The following is a 16,397-nucleotide window of genomic DNA, read 5'->3' as shown; positions in this document are numbered from 1 at the left end:
TAATGCAGTATGGCCTTCTAACAATTTGTTAGAAGGTTTTTTTATGTTTTAGTGTGCCCTAGCGATAAGAGTGGATATTCTTGCGGTGGATAGGAAGGGGTTGTAAAATGGAAATCAATGTTTATTTATTGTAATACGATAAATTTTGTATTAAAATCAAATTGAATATAAACCAATGAGGTGTTTTCATGAAAATAGCAACAACTTTGTTTTTAAAAATAGCGGTCATACTTATGGCTATCCCAGTTTTAGCACTATGTATTTTTCTTGTACCGGAGCTAGGGAAGCTTTCAGAAAAGTTATTACCTGCGTTTTCTTCTATACAATATATCGTCTCGATTATTTTGTATGCATCTTCAATTCCGTTTTACTTTGCTTTGTATCAGGCTTTTCAACTATTACGCTACATCGATCAAAGCAAAGCCTTCTCGGAACTTTCTGTAAAATCTTTAAAGAAGATTAAATATTGTGCTATTATCATTAGTAGTTTACATGTCCTGATTTTTCCACTTTTTTACCTTTTTGCTGAGAAAGACGATGCACCAGGTGTGATTTTTGTTGGATTGCTTGTACCCTTTGCCTCTATGGTGATAGCAGTATTTGCTGCTGTTCTTCAACGACTTTTACAAGAAGCGGTCGAAATTAAATCCGAAAACGACTTAGTTGTTTGAGGTGAGAATCTTAGCATACCAACGCTTTTTCAGTAGCGACTAATGTATTTTCTTTACCATGTTTTATTGCGTACTATCAATGCATATAAGCTGTTGCTTAACATGAATAGGAACAGATATGTTCAGAAGTATCGGTCAAGGCTTTAAAAGTGATCAAGTTCTGTGCTATTGTTATCAGTGCTTTTGTTGTAAAGGGAATTCTCGTTGTTGCGATTTTTAGTAAAGGTGATAGAGTGAAACTGCTGGCATTCGGTTGACATTTTACATTTGCTTCGAGTGTCATCGCAATCTGAGGTTTTCCCAAACACTTGTATAAAGAAATCGTAGACATAAAATAGGAAAATGATTGAATAGTGTGAGGTTGAGGATATGGCGATTATTATTAACATCGATGTGATGTTAGCTAAACGAAAAATGAGCGTAACAGAGCTTTCGGAAAAGGTTGGCATAACAATGGCGAATCTTTCTATTTTAAAAAATGGAAAGGCAAAAGCAATTCGATTAACTACTTTAGAGTCGATTTGCAAGGCGTTAGACTGTCAGCCTGGCGATATTTTAGAATATCGAAGTGATGCCGAAGAGTAGTAGAATATCTAGAATAGCTTTAAACAACTGCATAAGTGTGACCAGAGCAGGCCTTCGGGTAGGCTCTTTTTTTATGGCAACAAACAGGTTATATGAAATGGTTATCAATGTAACTAAGGCAGTAGTATGCTGACAATACGTTGTATATGCATAAATATTCAAACAGACGTATTTTTGTCACAAATAACTGATGAATTCTAATTTTTGAAAATAAACATAAAAATTCAGTTGATTTTATATTTATGCATGTGTATACTAAGTTCAACAGTAACAAAAGCAAGGAGCGAAGGCTATGAAATTATTAGAAGAGGTACAGTTAAAGTTAGTGTCAAGCTTAAAAGGAAAAGACTTACTAACTTTGCTAGACTATACAAGTGAAGAAGTTCAGCAGTTAGTTGCACTATCGTCTCAACTGAAAATAATTACAAAAGAAGGTAAATGTCCGAAATTACTTGAAGGTAAAACACTTGGCATGATTTTTGAAAAACATTCAACGCGTACTCGTATTTCATTTGAAGTAGGCATGGAACAATTGGGCGGTAAAGGTATGTTTATGCATGCACGTGATTTGCAGATTGGACGCGGTGAATCAATTTATGATACTGCACATGTGTTATCAGGTTATTTAGATGGCATTATGATTCGTGCAAACTCTCATGCAATGGTTAAAGAACTAGCCGAGCATGCAACAATTCCTGTTATTAATGGTTTAACGGATATTTATCATCCTTGTCAGGCATTAGCAGATTTAGAAACAATCTTTGAAAATAAAGGTGAATTACAAGGTCTTAAAATTGCCTATGTTGGAGATGGCAACAATGTAGCGCACTCATTAGTAGTTGCGTCTGCACATGTAGGGATGCATGTAGCTGTTGCAACGCCTGTTGGCTATGAATGCGATGCGGAAGTTATCGCAAAAGCACAAAAGATTGCAGAGAAAAACGGTAGTACCATTACGATTACAAATGATCCTGTAACAGCAGTCCAAGATGCAGATGTGGTATACGCAGATGTTTGGACATCAATGGGGCAAGAAGAGGAAGCTGCAAAACGTTTACAAGATTTTGCTGGTTATCAAATCAACGATGAACTTGTTGCACATGCAAAGCCAAACTATATGTTCTTACATTGCTTACCAGCTCATCGCGAAGAAGAAGTGGCAACATCTGTGATAGATGGCCCTAATTCTTACATCTTTGAGCAAGCAGAAAATAGACTTCACGCTCAAAAAGCAGTTTTAGCTTCGATTATGGCCTAACGTAAAGGATAGGCTATATAACTTTCTTATGGAGAGTTGCTATATAGAGAGTTCACATTGACAACAGTGGGTGTCATCTGTGAATAACATAAAGCGGCATACAGACAGAGGGATGTAGCTGCGCGCGATGTACGTTGTCAAGATGGATGACCTCATCGCTACATAGTGAAAGTAACCTGGGAGACGCTGGGTTGCTTTTTTTAATTCAAATGGTTATTGATAATAACATAGTTTTCCAATCCGTTATAGAGAAAAATGAAGGATATCTATATAATAGGGACAATACGAAATTTTAGGAGGGCTTTATTTGAACATTGATCATATCGAGGCATTTTTATATGTTGTCCATTATAAAAGCATTCATAAGGCTGCCAATGCATTGTTTTTATCACAGCCAACAGTTACAGCTCGTATCAAATCATTGGAACGTGAGTTAAACGTTGAATTATTTTATCGAGATGCACGGAGTGTCATTTTATCAGAGAAAGGAAAAGATTTTTTACCATTTGCCACACAAATTGTGCAAACGTTCCAGCAAGGAAAAAAGCAATTGCAGGAAACGCAAACAACAAATGAAGTTTGTATTGGTACGAATGGTGTGACAGCCCAATATTTTTTGGCATATGCCTTACCTAAATGGAAGGAAAGCTTTCCTCACATGCGCTTTCAAATCATAACAGGTCCTACAACAATCCTATTAGAAAAATTACAAAGTCACCAAATTGATATAGGGTTTATGCAATATGTGCATCGACAAGGAGTATGCAATGAGTTGTTATTAAGCAATGCAGTAAAGCTCGTTATGCATCGGGACCATCCATTAACACAAGGAGTCGTTTTAAAGGCAAAAGAATTAGCGCAGCAAAAAATGGTGTTTTTTGAATGTGGCGCATTTGATTGGAACTATGTCCATAAAATGTTCGAGGTAGAAGGCGTATCGGCAAATATTGAAGTGCGAACAGACCATTTAGAAGTAGCGAAGGCATTTATTCGAACGAAAGGTTATATGAGCTTTTTGCCACATCTATGTGTGAAAAACGAGCTTGAAAGCGGCGAGTTTGTTGAGATTGATGTGAAGCATTTACTCGATATGAACCAGCATATTTTTTTAACTTATTTGAAGAAAGATACACTGGAACCTGCTTTTTGGGACAATATTTTAAATACAGCTATTCAGTTTGAAAATACCCAAACATTTTCATGATAAAAAAATTTATAGCTCAAAAAATTTTTTCTATTATAAGACCTATTGCATAATCGTTTAATGAACGGTAATATCTTCCTCAATCCTATTTTATTTATGCATGTCTGTTTGACAGCATAAGTGAAATATTATTTTTTAACTCAAAACATACTTAACCACTAAGTTTAGTAAAAATAAAAATTTTAAGGAGGAGAACAAGTATGGTGAGACAGGATAAAATTCGATTTGGGGCGATTATTCATGGTGTAGGTGGCAATATTTCGAGCTGGCGTCACCCAAAAGTAGCAAGCAATCAAAGTGTTAGCTTGCCGTTTTATATACAACAAGCACAGAAGGCGGAACAAGGGAAGTTTGATGTAGCTTTTATTGCAGATGGTTTATTTATTAATGAAAAGTCAATCCCTCATTTTTTAAATCGTTTTGAGCCGTTAACGTTATTATCGGCACTAGCAGTTTCAACAAATCACATTGGACTTGTAGGGACGGTATCTACTTCATATAGTGAACCATTTACGGTAGCACGACAATTTGCATCACTCGATCATATTAGCAATGGGCGAGCAGGTTGGAATGTGGTAACGACGCCATTAGAGAGCACGGCGTTAAATTATAATAAAACGATTGACCAGCATCCTAGCCATGCGGAACGTTACCAAATTGCTGAGGAATACTTAGAGGTGACAAAGGGGCTTTGGGACTCATGGGATGATGATGCTTTTATAGCAGATGTGGAAAATGACGTATTTTTCGATCCAGCAAAGCTACACACCTTACAACATAAGGGGAAATATTTTTCGGTACAAGGCCCGCTCAATATTGCGCGCTCAAAACAAGGCCAACCTGTTATTTTCCAAGCAGGGTCATCGGATGCGGGTATCCGTTTAGCTGCAAAGGATGCGGATGCCATATTTACGCATGGTGCATCGCTCGAAGAAGCACAGAAGTTTTATAAAAAAGTAAAAACGGCGGTTGCAGATGTTGGACGAAATCCTGATGAAGTGAAGATTTTCCCAGGAATATCACCTATTATCGGGGACACAATCGAAGAAGCAGAGGCAAAGTATCAGGAAATAGTAGAGCTTGTTTCCATTGAACGTGCACTTGCCTATCTTGGTCGTTATTTTGATCATCATGATTTTACTCAGTATGATGTGGATGCATTATTCCCAGAGCTAGGTGACATTGGAGCAAATAGCTTCCGTAGCACGACAGATTATATTAAAACTTATGCTAAAGAAGAAGGGCTCACACTTCGTCAAGTAGCATTACGTGAAGCTACACCGAAAACGACATTTTTTGGTACTGCTGAACACATTGCTGATTTACTACAGGAATGGTTTGAAAAAGAAGCAGCGGATGGCTTTATTGTAGCTGTAACAGTGCCTGATGCACTTAATGATTTTGTCGATAAAGTTGTACCCATCTTGCAGTCACGAGGTCTATACAGAGAGCAATATGAGGCAGATACATTGCGAGGTAATTTAGGATTACCATTTAAAGAAAGTCGTTATGTCACACAGTCTGTTTAAAAACCAAGTAAACTTATTTGAATAAATATATTTCGAGGAGGTATTGTATGAGTTATTCTTTAGGCATTTTAGACCAAAGCCCAATTATCGACAATGCGACAAACGAGCAAGCATTGCAAAATACAGTAGCTTTAGCACAAAGGGCTGAGCAGTTAGGATATACGCGTTTTTGGGTGTCAGAACATCATAATACCGATACATTAGCAGGCACTTCACCAGAAGTTTTAGTATCGTATTTACTTGCAAAAACGACCTCAATTCGTATTGGCTCAGGTGGGGTTATGTTACAACATTATAGCCCATACAAAGTGGCAGAAAATTTCCATGTGCTCGCCACGTTAGAACCAGGGAGAGTAGATTTGGGCATTGGAAAAGCACCAGGAGGTCTACCGTTGTCTACAAAGGCATTGCAATTTGGCACGCTGAACAATGGTGAGGACTTTGAGGAAAGACTAACGTTTTTACAGCAATTAATGGACAACGCGCTACCATCAGAGCATGAGCTAAGTGGTGTTCAGGCAACACCTATTCCTAAAGTAAAACCATCGTTATTTTTACTTGGCGCAAGCGCTCAAAGTGCAGCTCTTGCAGGTAAGCTTGGCATTGCCTTTGTCTTTGCACGCTTTATCAATAGTGATCCGGCAATTTTACAGGAAGCGGCTAAGACCTATCGCACGCATTTCCCAAATGGTCATTTTGCAGTATCAATTGCAGCCTTTGCCGCACCAACAAAAGAGGAGGCACAGGCATTAGTAGGAGAACAAAAAATTACGAAAGTACATTTGGCAAGTGGTCGTAGTTTGACGCTACAATCGGTGGAATTAGCAGAAAAATTTGGGCAAGAATCAGGAGAAGCGTTCACTGTACAGCAGTATGATGCTGATATTTTATACGGCACGCCTGAAGACATAAAAGCCACATTGGATGCCTTTCACAAGCAATATCAAATTGATGAGTTTATTTTGCATACACCGATTTTAAAGGCATTTGAACGACAGCGGTCATTTGAACTATTAAGTCCAGTAAATTTACATTTACAACAACAAGAAGCAGTAAGTTAAGGAGGATTATCCAACATGGCGAAAAAAATAGATGTAATTGTATGGTCAAAGCAAGGTTGTAGCTATTGTGATGAAGTTAAAGCCTATTTACAAGGGCAAGGAATTGCCTATAGAACAGTTGATGTAACACATAACGATGCTTTTCGTGACATTCTTGATACAAAGTATGGCGTACGCTATGTGCCAGTTGTAGAAATTGGTTCAAGTGAGGATGATGTGTACAAAGCCGTTACAGAACTTGGACTTGAACATATTAAGACAGCACTTGCTATTCATCTACCATCGCAAGTTTAGGAAAGGGAGGGATACGATGAGGAAATTAACGTTCTATTTAACATGTGTACTTTTGTTATTGTTAACGGCTTGCTCAAGTACAGAAAAATCACAAATAGCATCTAGTTGTGTGCAATAAGAACGCTGTTCAACGTATGAGTGCTTATCCAGTTTTCTAATAGAAAAAGAAGTGAAAGGAGTGTTGTTTATGACAGTAGCACAAATTGTTATTGAACATTTACGACAAGAAGATTATCCAGCTTATTTGGAAGTGCTTGTGGACAGTTATGCACAGTATGAGAAAGATTACAAAGATCCAGCGCATTGGGCTCAATATTTACAAGATATTCGGTCGTCTGTTGGCAATCCGAATGCAGAGACGATATTAGTTGCAAAGCGTGAGCAGGAAATTGTAGGAGGCTTGCAACTATTTACAAATGCTGAAAAAGCATACGGTCTTCCTGAACTCGGTATTGAGTCAACGATTGTACGCTTATTAGCAGTTCATCCGAAAGGGAGGGGGCAAGGTGTGGCTAAAAAATTATTACAAGAAAGTTTTGCCTTTGCTCGCAAGCGTCAGGATCAATCTCTCTATTTACATTCTGGTGATATTATGCAAGTTGCCATCAACCTCTATTTATCACTAGGTTTTGTCCGAGACGAGTCAAAAGAGTTTTATAAAGGCGATATCTTGGTGAAAAGCTTCCGCTATGATTTGTAACGAATAGAGGCTGGGACAAAAAAGTGTTAGATTGACTGCCATCAATCTAACACTTTTTTGCTATGCCGTTGTTGTCCGCTACGGCGGTGCTTTCCGCTCAGCACCGTAAGCCGCAACCCTCTGCTTGCGCGCGGAATGCCCGCGTCTAACATTATGTGCTGTTCTGAGCTGGAGTCACCGCCTTCGCTACCAACAACTAGTGAACACTTCTAATTTTTTTAATTGCAAAAGCAAGAATAGCTAAGGTCTCCATATAGCAAAAAATTATGAACAGCTTTCGTCTGTTTCTTAAATTTTTTTAGTTATGTCCCAGCCCCGTTGTTAGATGTTTCTAGAAAATCATTTATGAAGAAGAAGATTATCTCGTCGAAACAATGGTTCCACGTGCACTTGGAACAGAGCGTGACATAAGTGCCTGTCACCTTTAATCATGTTCAAAACACGACCTTCTGCTTAGTTGGAGGGGTCGTGTTTTTTCTCAATAAATGAAAGTGAAAATTTATCGCTACTACAAGTTGAAAATTTTTCCTGGATTCATAATATTATGTGGGTCAAGTGCTGCCTTAATGCTTTTCATAACAAGTAATGAGGCACCGTGCTCCATCGATTGATATTTCATCTTCCCAATCCCTACACCATGTTCTCCTGTACAAGTTCCACCGCGAAGCAACGCATACTGTACAATATGTTCGTTAAAACGGTCAGCTTGAGCCTGTTCCTGCGCATTCGTTGGGTCTAACATTAATAGGGCATGGAAATTGCCGTCACCGACATGTCCGACAATACCTCCTACTAGACCGACAGTGTTTAATTGCTCGCGTGCATAAAGTATCGTTTCTGCCAATTTTGAAATCGGTACACAGACGTCGGTTGACATCAGTTTTTTACCGGGGTACGCATGAATATATGCATAGGCTAATGAATGACGTGCCTCCCACAGCTTATTGCGTGCTGCATTGTCTTGTTCAAATTGGACACTCTTACAGCCGAAATCCTCAAAGATTTCTGTAGCAAATTCAACATCTGCACGCATACCTGCATCATTGCCGTGGAATTCTAAAAATAGCGTAGGTTTTTCATCATACGTTGTTTCATTATAAATATTCACTTGTGTAATAGAAGCTTCATCGACTAGTTCAACGCGTCCAACGGAGACGCCAGCCTGCAATAATGCGGCTACTGCACTGACAGCATCGCCCACTGTTTCAAAGACAGCGCGGCCAGCAGTCACGAATTCTGGAATACCGTAAACTTGCAATGTCAGCTCTGTAAAGCATCCTAACGTACCTTCTGAACCAACAAATAAACCGTTCAAATGATAGCCAGAAGATGATTTCGCTGCTAAGTTGCCCGTATGAATTACAGTTCCGTCTGCAAGTACTACTTCTAAATCCCGTACTTGGTCGCGCATTACGCCGTAACGAACTGCTGTCGTACCGCTGGCGTTTGTTGCTGCCATACCACCAAGTGTCGCATCTGCTCCTGGATCTACCGTAAATTGTAGCCCATGTTTTTTAAGTTCTTTATTTAATTGTGCACGTGTCACACCTGGTTGCACTTTCACTAATAAATCTTCTGGACGAATCTCTAAAATTGCATTCATTTCAGAAAAATCGATAGATATCCCGTTTTCAATCGGAATAGCATTGCCTTCTAAACTTGAGCCAACACCGAATGGGACAACCGGTATAAGATTAGCATGTGCGATTTTCATAATGGCACTAACGTCTCCTGTAGAACGTGGGAAGACGACGATATCAGGTAAATTCATCGCATGATGAGATTCATCTTTGCCATGTAGTTCTCGTACTGTGTCGTTTGTAGACACTTGCTCATCCGATAATACCTCTCTAAGTTGATTTACTAGTAGCTCTATTGCAACAGTCATTCCAATCCCTCCAAACTTTCTGATAAATCTAATTTATCATGCGATTTGTGGAATTGGAATGAAGTGTTCATAAAAAATCAGTGTGCAAATACTTTTTCAAGCTTTTGTACGAATGCATCTTGTTCTTCAGTAGTTGATTGTTGCCACCATTTTTCAAAAAATACACCAAGCCCAGGTAGTAGATGCTCCTCACCACGTGAAATAGCATCTTGCACTATATCCTTAAATTCTGCTGCTGATTGCCCATGTACGTTTGCTGAAATGGCATCTCTTATTTGAAAATTCATCTATTTCGCCTCCTTAGTCATAATGTGTCCAGTGAAAAAAGAAATATGTATCAAATGAAGGTAAAACATAGGATTTGTATAAATACTTCTTATTATTTCTGCTAAATTAAGGCGATTTTTCAAAAGTTTCGTTGATGATTTTTTATAAAAGCGTTTTTCGACGATTTGGTAGACGCACGTTAAGCTAGTATTACCTAGGAATAATGGACTGTGCACAAGTCGTTAGGAAAGTAATAGTGTCACAAGACAAGCACAAACAAATTCTTTCGCCACAACAGCCATTTGAGGAAATATTAGAATTAGTCCAACCAATGATTACTTCTATCTTATTAAAGTGCCATATTTACAAAGACTTTGCGTATTATCGCCATATTGCAGCAATTGCTGTGTGGAAAGCTTATCAAAAGGCCAATCCATCGAACGGGCAGTTTTCTGGATATATTTATACAACTGTCAAAGGAGAAATTTTGAAAGAACTGACAAAGGATAAACAATTCCAAGACAACGTGACATTTCTAGCTGATGACAAATTAAACCGTATAAGGTGTCAGCAGGAACAAATTAATCGACTAGAGGCATGCTTATTAGTAGAGACGATCATAGGTAATTTAAATGAGTTAGACCGAAAGATACTGCAACTTTATTACCTAGAAGGCTACACGTATGATGAAATAGCTAAAGAACTATGTCTGTCTGTCTCTGCAGTCAAAAAGAGACGCACAAGACTGATAGATAAGCTCCGTAGTCTCTACCGTCGATAAAGAAATTACTACAAAAAGATAGTAAAAGTATGCTAATATCAAAATAAATTGAATATTAGCATACTTTCGCTTGGTGCATACAAAGTCTAATAAAAGTGCTATGATTTGTAAGAAGTCTAAGATATATACAATTTCAATATCGTTGCTATGAATTAATGGGTATATATACCCATCTATTTGAAATGAGTATAACTTGGTATGGAGGGTTAGTATTGGAAAACGCGCGTAATAATATAGTTATAGACAAAAAGGAGCTTGGATTTAGTGCGATACCGTTGCTACTATTACTACCACTAATCGTTTTTAACCATCAGCTTTTTGCTATTTTTGAAGGTAGCTTTGTTTATTTAAGTTTAATCATGAAAATTTTTATCGTTGTATTTACAATGACCATTGCTATTCATTCATGGTTAATCTTTTCTCAGCTATTATCAAATCAAACATTATACATAGGTAGTATATTTTTCGTTGTTGCTTTGTTAGAAATTGCGAACATTGTCTTAGCAGTTTCTCAAAGCCTAGACATAAAGTTAATAAGCGTTTGGATACAGATTTTCATGCGCTTTGCTTTAGTAATTGGTGTATTACTTATGATTGTAAAGCCTAGAAAAAAGTTAACGTTGGCACATCGTAGGATTGCTTATGGCATTGCGGTTTTATCTGTTGCCTTAGTACTCATGATGTTGTATAAGGTACAACCATTGATTGGAGGCAATCAATTTGTGACAACGATACAAAGTAGCGCACAATTATTGACTGCGGTTCTACAAGGTGTTTCAATCTATTTTTTAAGCAAGCATTATAAGGAGGCACCTAAACAAACTGGATGGCTAATGAGTGGGTCAGCTTACTTGATTGTAAGTGATTTGTTATTTGTTTGTAGCAATAACTTCAGTGGTATTTGGATGTTCGCTGCACTCTTTTATCAATTTTTTGCGTATTATATTTTTCTAAAGGCAATCTACTATACGTCAGTTGAAAAGCCCTATCAACAGCTATTAAAAATTAAGCTAGACTTGGAACAATCGCAACAGGAGCTAACTTTTCAAGCTTATCATGATGATATTACCCAACTTCCGAATGAGCGTCTTCTTTTAAAAACATTAAAGGAGAAGCTGCGTAAGGATGGTAGGCAACAACAGGCCATTATCTCCATTGAAATTGATCGTCTAGCAACTATTAGTGACTCCTTAGGCATTAGTTATTCCAATAAGATGATGAAACTTGTAGCTGAAAGAATTCAAGCGATGCTGCCACCCCATTATTTTGCAACAAAGTTACGAGAGAGCCAGTTTGTCATTTATATTCATCATGTACAAACAAAAGAAGAATTGATCCAGTTTTGCTTGAATTTAAAAAGCGTTATGAATCAGCCGCTGCAAGTACAACTTTTTTCTTTAAAAGGCAATGTCAATATTGGTATTGCATTCAATGACGCCAATTGTACAGCTGAACAATTATTGACGCATGCACAGCTAGCGATGCGTGAAGCGAGCCAATTACCACAACGACTTCTTTTTTACCAACAGCATATGTCAACCGGTGTGGCAAATCGTATTTTACTAGAGCAGGAGTTACATAAGGCGCTCGAGCGACAGGAATTTTATTTGGTTTATCAGCCGCAAATTAACTTGAAAACAGGAAAAATAGAATCAGTCGAGGCGCTAGTGCGCTGGCGTCACCCAGAGCGTGGACTTGTCCCACCTGATACGTTTATCGAGATAGCAGAAGAGTCAGGGCTTATTATTCCTCTGGGTAAATGGATTCTTGAAACAGCATGCTTGCAAGTAAAAGCATGGGAAACGCAAGGTTTGCCGCCAATGAAAGTTGCGGTTAATTTATCTCTTGGCCAATTATTTCAGCAAGATTTAGTACAAATGGTGAGAGAGATTTTACAACGAAGTAAGTTGGAACCAAGCTATCTTCAATTGGAGATTACAGAAAGTATGACAATGAATATTGATCAAATGACGCAACTTTTACATGAATTAAAAGCACTGGGGATTCAAATAGCTGTCGATGATTTTGGGACAGGTTACTCGTCTTTATCATATTTAAAAGATTTTCCAATCGACTGTTTAAAAATTGATCGTGCTTTCGTACATAATATTCAACATGACCCAAATGATGAAGCGCTTGTGTCCATGATCCTTTCAATGGCAAAGCATTTACGTTTAAAAGTTGTAGCTGAGGGGATAGAGGAAATTGCGCAACTTGCTTTCCTTGTTGCAGGGGATTGCGATTATATACAAGGTTATTTATTTAGTAAGCCTATTTCAGCTGAACAGCTTGCAACAACGTTTAATGACTTACATATGCATGCAAATGACATTTTAGAGCGTTTTAAATACGGGGAAGAATACAGCATTTAAAAAGATAGTAAATGAAAATGGTAAATCCGCTTTGACTTAATTAGGCTGCAAAAAGATTGCATCTAATTAAGTACAATGCGGATTTTTGGGGAGTCCTTATTATTTTAATGAACGAGGTATTCTTCTTTCAGTTCTGAAATATTGACTTCAGAGCGTTCTTCTAGCGAGCGTCGTAAATGCACAGTGGCTGTTTTGCGATCATCATGTAGCTTGTCAATCCATATAGAAACGCCATTGTAGCTCACTTCATATTCCGATGGAGAGGCAACAATTTCTTGTGCGCGTTGATACTCCAATTGAATACCCCCTTATTTTTTTTGCTTGTTTTTCGTCACAGCATTAATAAGTTCTGTGAATTCTTGGGAAAACTCTTCTTTTACTTTATCAGGTGCGATTTTTTGGTTTTTTGGTGTCTGTGGTAATGAGCCTTTATTTTGGCTTTTCCCTTGTTTATTATCTCTTCCCATGTGTGCTATCTCCTTTCAGTTTTGATATTTCTTAATATGGCTTTCAAGTGCTATTTTTATCATGGGAAATACTAGGGAAACATAAGAAATTCATGAAGGGATGTCAAAAGGTTTGGCTTAGATTCATAAAAGCTTATGAAAGATAGCGTTTCGGGAAATTCTAGTAGTAGTCCTTATTTTTTTATAGAGAAATCATTTTCTAATAGCGCCCAATTTTGAGGGAACGGAAAACCTAAAGCCCAATAGCTCACACCTCGAAGATGGTACTGCTTGAGTAGGTCGAATTTAGCTTGTGCGCTTCTGGCGTCTTCAAACCAAACCTCATGATTTCTTCCTTGCTGATCAACGTAGCGGAAAAATGGTGATTGTGTAGTGCGGTCATATTGAATAGTAGCGCCAAATTGTTTGGCTCTTCTAATGGCTTCTTGCGGGCTAAAGGTTTCCGCTTCTTGCCCTTTGACATGAGGAACTAGCCAATCCCGCGCATAAATTTGAAAGCCTAAAAAAATTTTATTAGCGGGTATTACTGTTAGAGCGTATTCTACAACTTTCTTCATTTCATTAATGGGCGAGATGGCCTGCGGAGGTCCAAGGCGATAGCCCCATTCATAGGTCATTAACACAACAAAATCCACAATTTTGCCATGAGCCTCATAATCAAATGCTTCATATGTTGACCCTGCTGGAGAAGGCCTTGTTTTTGGAGCAAGTGCAGTTGATACTAAATAACCTTGCGGGTGCAGACGATCAACGGCTAATTGAAGGAATTGGTTGTATTGTTCTCGGTCTGTCGGTAGAACGTTTTCAAAGTCTATGTTTAACACTTTATAGCCTTTATCCTGCATCACATTTAAGATATTATCCATCACTTTTACACGTAACTGATCGTTAGATAAAATAATATGGGCTAAGTTGGAGCCGCTTTCTGTAGACGTAAAATTTGTAATGGTTAGCATTGGCAGGATGTTATGCGACTGTGCTGCGTCAATCATTGCTTGATCATTAATCGGTTGTAATGTACCGTCTTCCTCTATCATATAAGCAAACGGGCTAAAAAAAGTGAGAAGACGACCGATTGCATGCAATGACTGAACAGCTTCTTCAGGCGGTTGATACGTATAAGCATTTACTTCAACGGAAGGCTTGGCTCTAGGAATAACTAACTGTGAACCGACATAAATCATATTTGGGTTTGTTATGCTATTTTCTTCTACAATCGCTTGAACGGTTGTACCATAGTTGCTAGCAATTTGTGATAATGTTTCGCCAGCTTGTACAGTATGTGTAATGGGAGGAATAATTAGTTTTGTTCCAGGTGTTAAAACATCCGGATTCGTAAGGTGATTCCTATGAATAATTGTTTGCATTGGTACGTTATATTGTTTGGCAATCGTCGATAATGTATCACCTTTTTTGACGATATGTGTTGTGTAAGCAGAAGGAATAACGAGTGATTGTCCGATTATTAATTGATTTGGGTTAGGTAACGCATTTAAATGAGTAATCGCTTGCAGTGGCGCAGCATAACGGTTTGCAATGTGCCATAATGTTTCACCCGCACTAACTACATGTATTAACATTGTTCTCCCCCTAATAGGTTTTGTTAATGCATCATATGAAACAAAATGGATAGCTGATGATGAAATGCCATGTTATTTTTCATTCTTTCCCATTTTAAAATGCATATTTTTTCCTCATTAAATATACATAGTATAGTACATGCACATTGCATTATTGGAGAAAGGGGCTGTATGTTGAAGAAAGTAAAGCTCACAGGAAGAATTGTTAGTCCAGGTGATCCAGATTACGATGAAGCGAGGACAAATAATAACTTAAATTTGCCAAAATTCCCGAGTAAAATTGTTTTTTGCCAAAGGACAAAAGATGTCGTGAACGCTTTAAGATGGGTTAGAGAAAATAATGAGGACTTCCGCATAAGGAGTGGGCGTCATAGTTATGAAAATTATTCCTTAATCAATCACGGTCTAGTCATTGATGTGAGTGAAATGAACGACATAACCATTAATTTAGATTATGGAACTGCTCGCATTGAGGCGGGTGCGAACTTAGGGCAAGTATACCGTACATTATGGGAACATGGTATGACAATTCCAGGAGGAACTGAAAGTAGTGTAGGAATTGTGGGTTTAGCGCTTGGTGGAGGTATCGGTATGCTTTCTCGTCCTTTTGGGCTTACTTGCGATCAATTAATTGAAATTGAAATGGTTGGAGCGAGTGGTCATCAAGGAGCGGAGCTGATTCGAGCAAATCGCCAGATGAATAGTGATTTATTTTGGGCTAGCTGTGGTGGCGGTGGGGGGAATTTCGGAGTTGTCACGGCACTTACATTTAAGCTACATCCTATAGCGGAAGTGTCTCTTTTCAATATTTCATGGGACTGGGATGATTTTGAGGTTGCTTTTGATGCATGGCAAAAATGGGCGCCTTTTACAGATGAACGTTTAACCTCACAAATAGAGTTAAAAGCAAAGGAAGTGGGGGACATTGTTGTGCAAGGTATATTTGTTGGCGCGCCATCGGCATTAAAAAAGCTGTTACGACCATTAAGAAAAAGCGGGTCACCAACGGATCTATGGATAAAAGAAGTGCCTTATATGAAAGCGGTTCGATTTTTTGATGTTCCGAGTGGTAACCAGCCGGCACTCCGTAAAAGATCAGGTTCCTTTATTGAAAAACCATTTCCGCATGCTGCCATCTTGACTATGAAGCAATTTTTAGCAAATGCACCTAACAGAAATGCGAGCATCTGGCACCAATCGCTTAGAGGTGCTGTTAGTCACATTGCACCAAACCGTACTGCCTATTACTATCGCGATGCTCTTATTGCCCAAGAGTACATCACTTCATGGGAACAAACTCAAGATGAAAAGGAAAATATTCAGTGGGTGGAAGAGTTAAGAAGGACATTATCCCCGTTTACAATGGGAGATTATGTGAACTTTCCAGATCAATCGATTGAAAACTGGCCAACTGCATACTATGGACGTAATTTCAGACGATTAAGAGAAGTGAAAACCAGATACGATCCATTCAATGTATTTCGATTCCAGCAAAGTATTCCTCCGATTCGAAAGTGGCTGTAGTTACTTACAAAGTAAAGTTTGAACATAAGAGAAAAAGTGTTAGATTGAGCGCTCACAATCTAACACTTTTTTGCGTGCGCCCGGCATGCGTATGAACTATAGGGTGCAAGTCCCGAACCCCGAAGACAGAAGTAGAGGTTAGCCAAGAGCAAGGGTGTCCGTGGCGATGCGGAATCTGAAGGAAGCTGGAGGCAAAACACCGGTCCGAGGAACACG

Annotated in this window: 16 protein-coding genes; 11 read left to right on the top strand and 5 right to left on the bottom strand. The window is 38.4% G+C overall.

Translation table 11 applies throughout. The annotated features are described in order from the left end of the window. The first annotated feature begins 188 nt into the window (after positions 1–188). The 8 genes from C9J37_RS08705 (at position 189) to C9J37_RS08670 (ending at position 7,302) form a co-directional block, all read left to right on the top strand. Complete coding sequence (locus C9J37_RS08705) at positions 189–671, top strand: DUF2975 domain-containing protein (RefSeq protein WP_107895028.1); 483 nt, start codon at positions 189–191, stop codon at positions 669–671. A gap of 369 nt (positions 672–1,040) precedes the next feature. Further along, positions 1,041–1,256 (top strand): helix-turn-helix domain-containing protein, encoded by a 216-nt coding sequence (locus C9J37_RS08700; RefSeq protein ID WP_024363833.1) that lies wholly within the window; start codon positions 1,041–1,043, stop codon positions 1,254–1,256. A 292-nt stretch (positions 1,257–1,548) separates the two neighbouring features. Further along, positions 1,549–2,514 carry an ornithine carbamoyltransferase gene (gene argF, locus C9J37_RS08695; RefSeq protein WP_107895027.1) on the top strand — a complete coding sequence of 322 codons (966 nt, stop codon included), beginning with the start codon at positions 1,549–1,551 and terminating at the stop codon, positions 2,512–2,514. A 307-nt stretch (positions 2,515–2,821) separates the two neighbouring features. Continuing rightward, positions 2,822–3,718: a LysR family transcriptional regulator gene (locus tag C9J37_RS08690; RefSeq protein ID WP_107895026.1), complete on the top strand. Its 897-nt coding sequence runs from the start codon at positions 2,822–2,824 to the stop codon at positions 3,716–3,718. A 200-nt stretch (positions 3,719–3,918) separates the two neighbouring features. Continuing rightward, on the top strand, positions 3,919–5,247 hold the full coding sequence (locus tag C9J37_RS08685) for an LLM class flavin-dependent oxidoreductase (RefSeq protein ID WP_107895025.1): 1,329 nt from the start codon (positions 3,919–3,921) through the stop codon (positions 5,245–5,247). 47 nt (positions 5,248–5,294) lie between these two features. Continuing rightward, on the top strand, positions 5,295–6,308 hold the full coding sequence (locus C9J37_RS08680) for an LLM class flavin-dependent oxidoreductase (protein WP_107895024.1): 1,014 nt from the start codon (positions 5,295–5,297) through the stop codon (positions 6,306–6,308). Positions 6,309–6,323: 15 nt separating this feature from the next. Further along, complete coding sequence (locus C9J37_RS08675; RefSeq protein ID WP_107895023.1) at positions 6,324–6,602, top strand: glutaredoxin family protein; 279 nt, start codon at positions 6,324–6,326, stop codon at positions 6,600–6,602. Between the two features lie 187 nt (positions 6,603–6,789). Continuing rightward, positions 6,790–7,302, top strand: a complete 513-nt coding sequence (locus C9J37_RS08670; protein WP_024363842.1) for a GNAT family N-acetyltransferase — start codon at positions 6,790–6,792, stop codon at positions 7,300–7,302. Between the two features lie 508 nt (positions 7,303–7,810). Here C9J37_RS08670 and C9J37_RS08665 read toward each other — a convergent pair. Together C9J37_RS08665 and sspI are read right to left on the bottom strand one after the other, a co-directional pair. After that, positions 7,811–9,190, bottom strand: coding sequence for an FAD-binding oxidoreductase (locus C9J37_RS08665; protein WP_107895022.1), 1,380 nt, complete (start codon positions 9,188–9,190; stop codon positions 7,811–7,813). A 77-nt stretch (positions 9,191–9,267) separates the two neighbouring features. Next, on the bottom strand, positions 9,268–9,477 hold the full coding sequence (gene sspI, locus C9J37_RS08660; RefSeq protein WP_107895021.1) for a small acid-soluble spore protein SspI: 210 nt from the start codon (positions 9,475–9,477) through the stop codon (positions 9,268–9,270). A 236-nt stretch (positions 9,478–9,713) separates the two neighbouring features. On the opposite strand from sspI, the gene C9J37_RS08655 reads away from it, so the two are divergent. Further along, positions 9,714–10,238 carry a sigma-70 family RNA polymerase sigma factor gene (locus tag C9J37_RS08655; protein ID WP_235617064.1) on the top strand — a complete coding sequence of 175 codons (525 nt, stop codon included), beginning with the start codon at positions 9,714–9,716 and terminating at the stop codon, positions 10,236–10,238. A 212-nt stretch (positions 10,239–10,450) separates the two neighbouring features. Further along, entirely contained in the window at positions 10,451–12,610 is a 2,160-nt protein-coding gene (locus tag C9J37_RS08650; protein ID WP_235617063.1) for a bifunctional diguanylate cyclase/phosphodiesterase, read from the top strand. A 104-nt stretch (positions 12,611–12,714) separates the two neighbouring features. On the opposite strand, the gene C9J37_RS08645 is transcribed toward C9J37_RS08650, so the two are convergent. The 3 genes from C9J37_RS08645 to C9J37_RS08635 all read right to left on the bottom strand — a co-directional run bounded on the left by C9J37_RS08645 (position 12,715) and on the right by C9J37_RS08635 (position 14,657). Continuing rightward, positions 12,715–12,906 carry an H-type small acid-soluble spore protein gene (locus C9J37_RS08645; RefSeq protein WP_024363847.1) on the bottom strand — a complete coding sequence of 64 codons (192 nt, stop codon included), beginning with the start codon at positions 12,904–12,906 and terminating at the stop codon, positions 12,715–12,717. Between the two features lie 12 nt (positions 12,907–12,918). Beyond that, positions 12,919–13,077, bottom strand: a complete 159-nt coding sequence (locus C9J37_RS08640) for a YfhD family protein (protein ID WP_105928897.1) — start codon at positions 13,075–13,077, stop codon at positions 12,919–12,921. Positions 13,078–13,250: 173 nt separating this feature from the next. Beyond that, entirely contained in the window at positions 13,251–14,657 is a 1,407-nt protein-coding gene (locus tag C9J37_RS08635; protein ID WP_107895019.1) for a glycoside hydrolase family 18 protein, read from the bottom strand. A 174-nt stretch (positions 14,658–14,831) separates the two neighbouring features. Between C9J37_RS08635 and C9J37_RS08630 the strand changes: the two genes are divergently transcribed. Continuing rightward, positions 14,832–16,181, top strand: a complete 1,350-nt coding sequence (locus tag C9J37_RS08630) for an FAD-binding oxidoreductase (RefSeq protein WP_107895119.1) — start codon at positions 14,832–14,834, stop codon at positions 16,179–16,181. Positions 16,182–16,397: the final 216 nt, after the last annotated feature.

It is taken from the genome of Lysinibacillus mangiferihumi (genome assembly GCF_003049665.1).
GTDB classification, from domain to species: domain Bacteria; phylum Bacillota; class Bacilli; order Bacillales_A; family Planococcaceae; genus Lysinibacillus; species Lysinibacillus mangiferihumi.
The sequence above is the reverse complement of the archived record's forward strand: the minus strand, read 5'-3'. Positions and strand labels throughout refer to the sequence as shown.

Coding starts and splice junctions, on each gene's coding strand:
- C9J37_RS08640 (WP_105928897.1), bottom strand. CDS start 13,077: ATGGGAAGAGATAATAAACAAGGGAAAAGCCAAAATAAAGGCTCATTA.
- C9J37_RS08700 (WP_024363833.1), top strand. CDS start 1,041: ATGGCGATTATTATTAACATCGATGTGATGTTAGCTAAACGAAAAATG.
- C9J37_RS08635 (WP_107895019.1), bottom strand. CDS start 14,657: ATGTTAATACATGTAGTTAGTGCGGGTGAAACATTATGGCACATTGCA.
- C9J37_RS08670 (WP_024363842.1), top strand. CDS start 6,790: ATGACAGTAGCACAAATTGTTATTGAACATTTACGACAAGAAGATTAT.
- C9J37_RS08685 (WP_107895025.1), top strand. CDS start 3,919: ATGGTGAGACAGGATAAAATTCGATTTGGGGCGATTATTCATGGTGTA.
- C9J37_RS08680 (WP_107895024.1), top strand. CDS start 5,295: ATGAGTTATTCTTTAGGCATTTTAGACCAAAGCCCAATTATCGACAAT.
- argF (WP_107895027.1), top strand. CDS start 1,549: ATGAAATTATTAGAAGAGGTACAGTTAAAGTTAGTGTCAAGCTTAAAA.
- C9J37_RS08665 (WP_107895022.1), bottom strand. CDS start 9,190: ATGACTGTTGCAATAGAGCTACTAGTAAATCAACTTAGAGAGGTATTA.
- C9J37_RS08705 (WP_107895028.1), top strand. CDS start 189: ATGAAAATAGCAACAACTTTGTTTTTAAAAATAGCGGTCATACTTATG.
- C9J37_RS08675 (WP_107895023.1), top strand. CDS start 6,324: ATGGCGAAAAAAATAGATGTAATTGTATGGTCAAAGCAAGGTTGTAGC.
- sspI (WP_107895021.1), bottom strand. CDS start 9,477: ATGAATTTTCAAATAAGAGATGCCATTTCAGCAAACGTACATGGGCAA.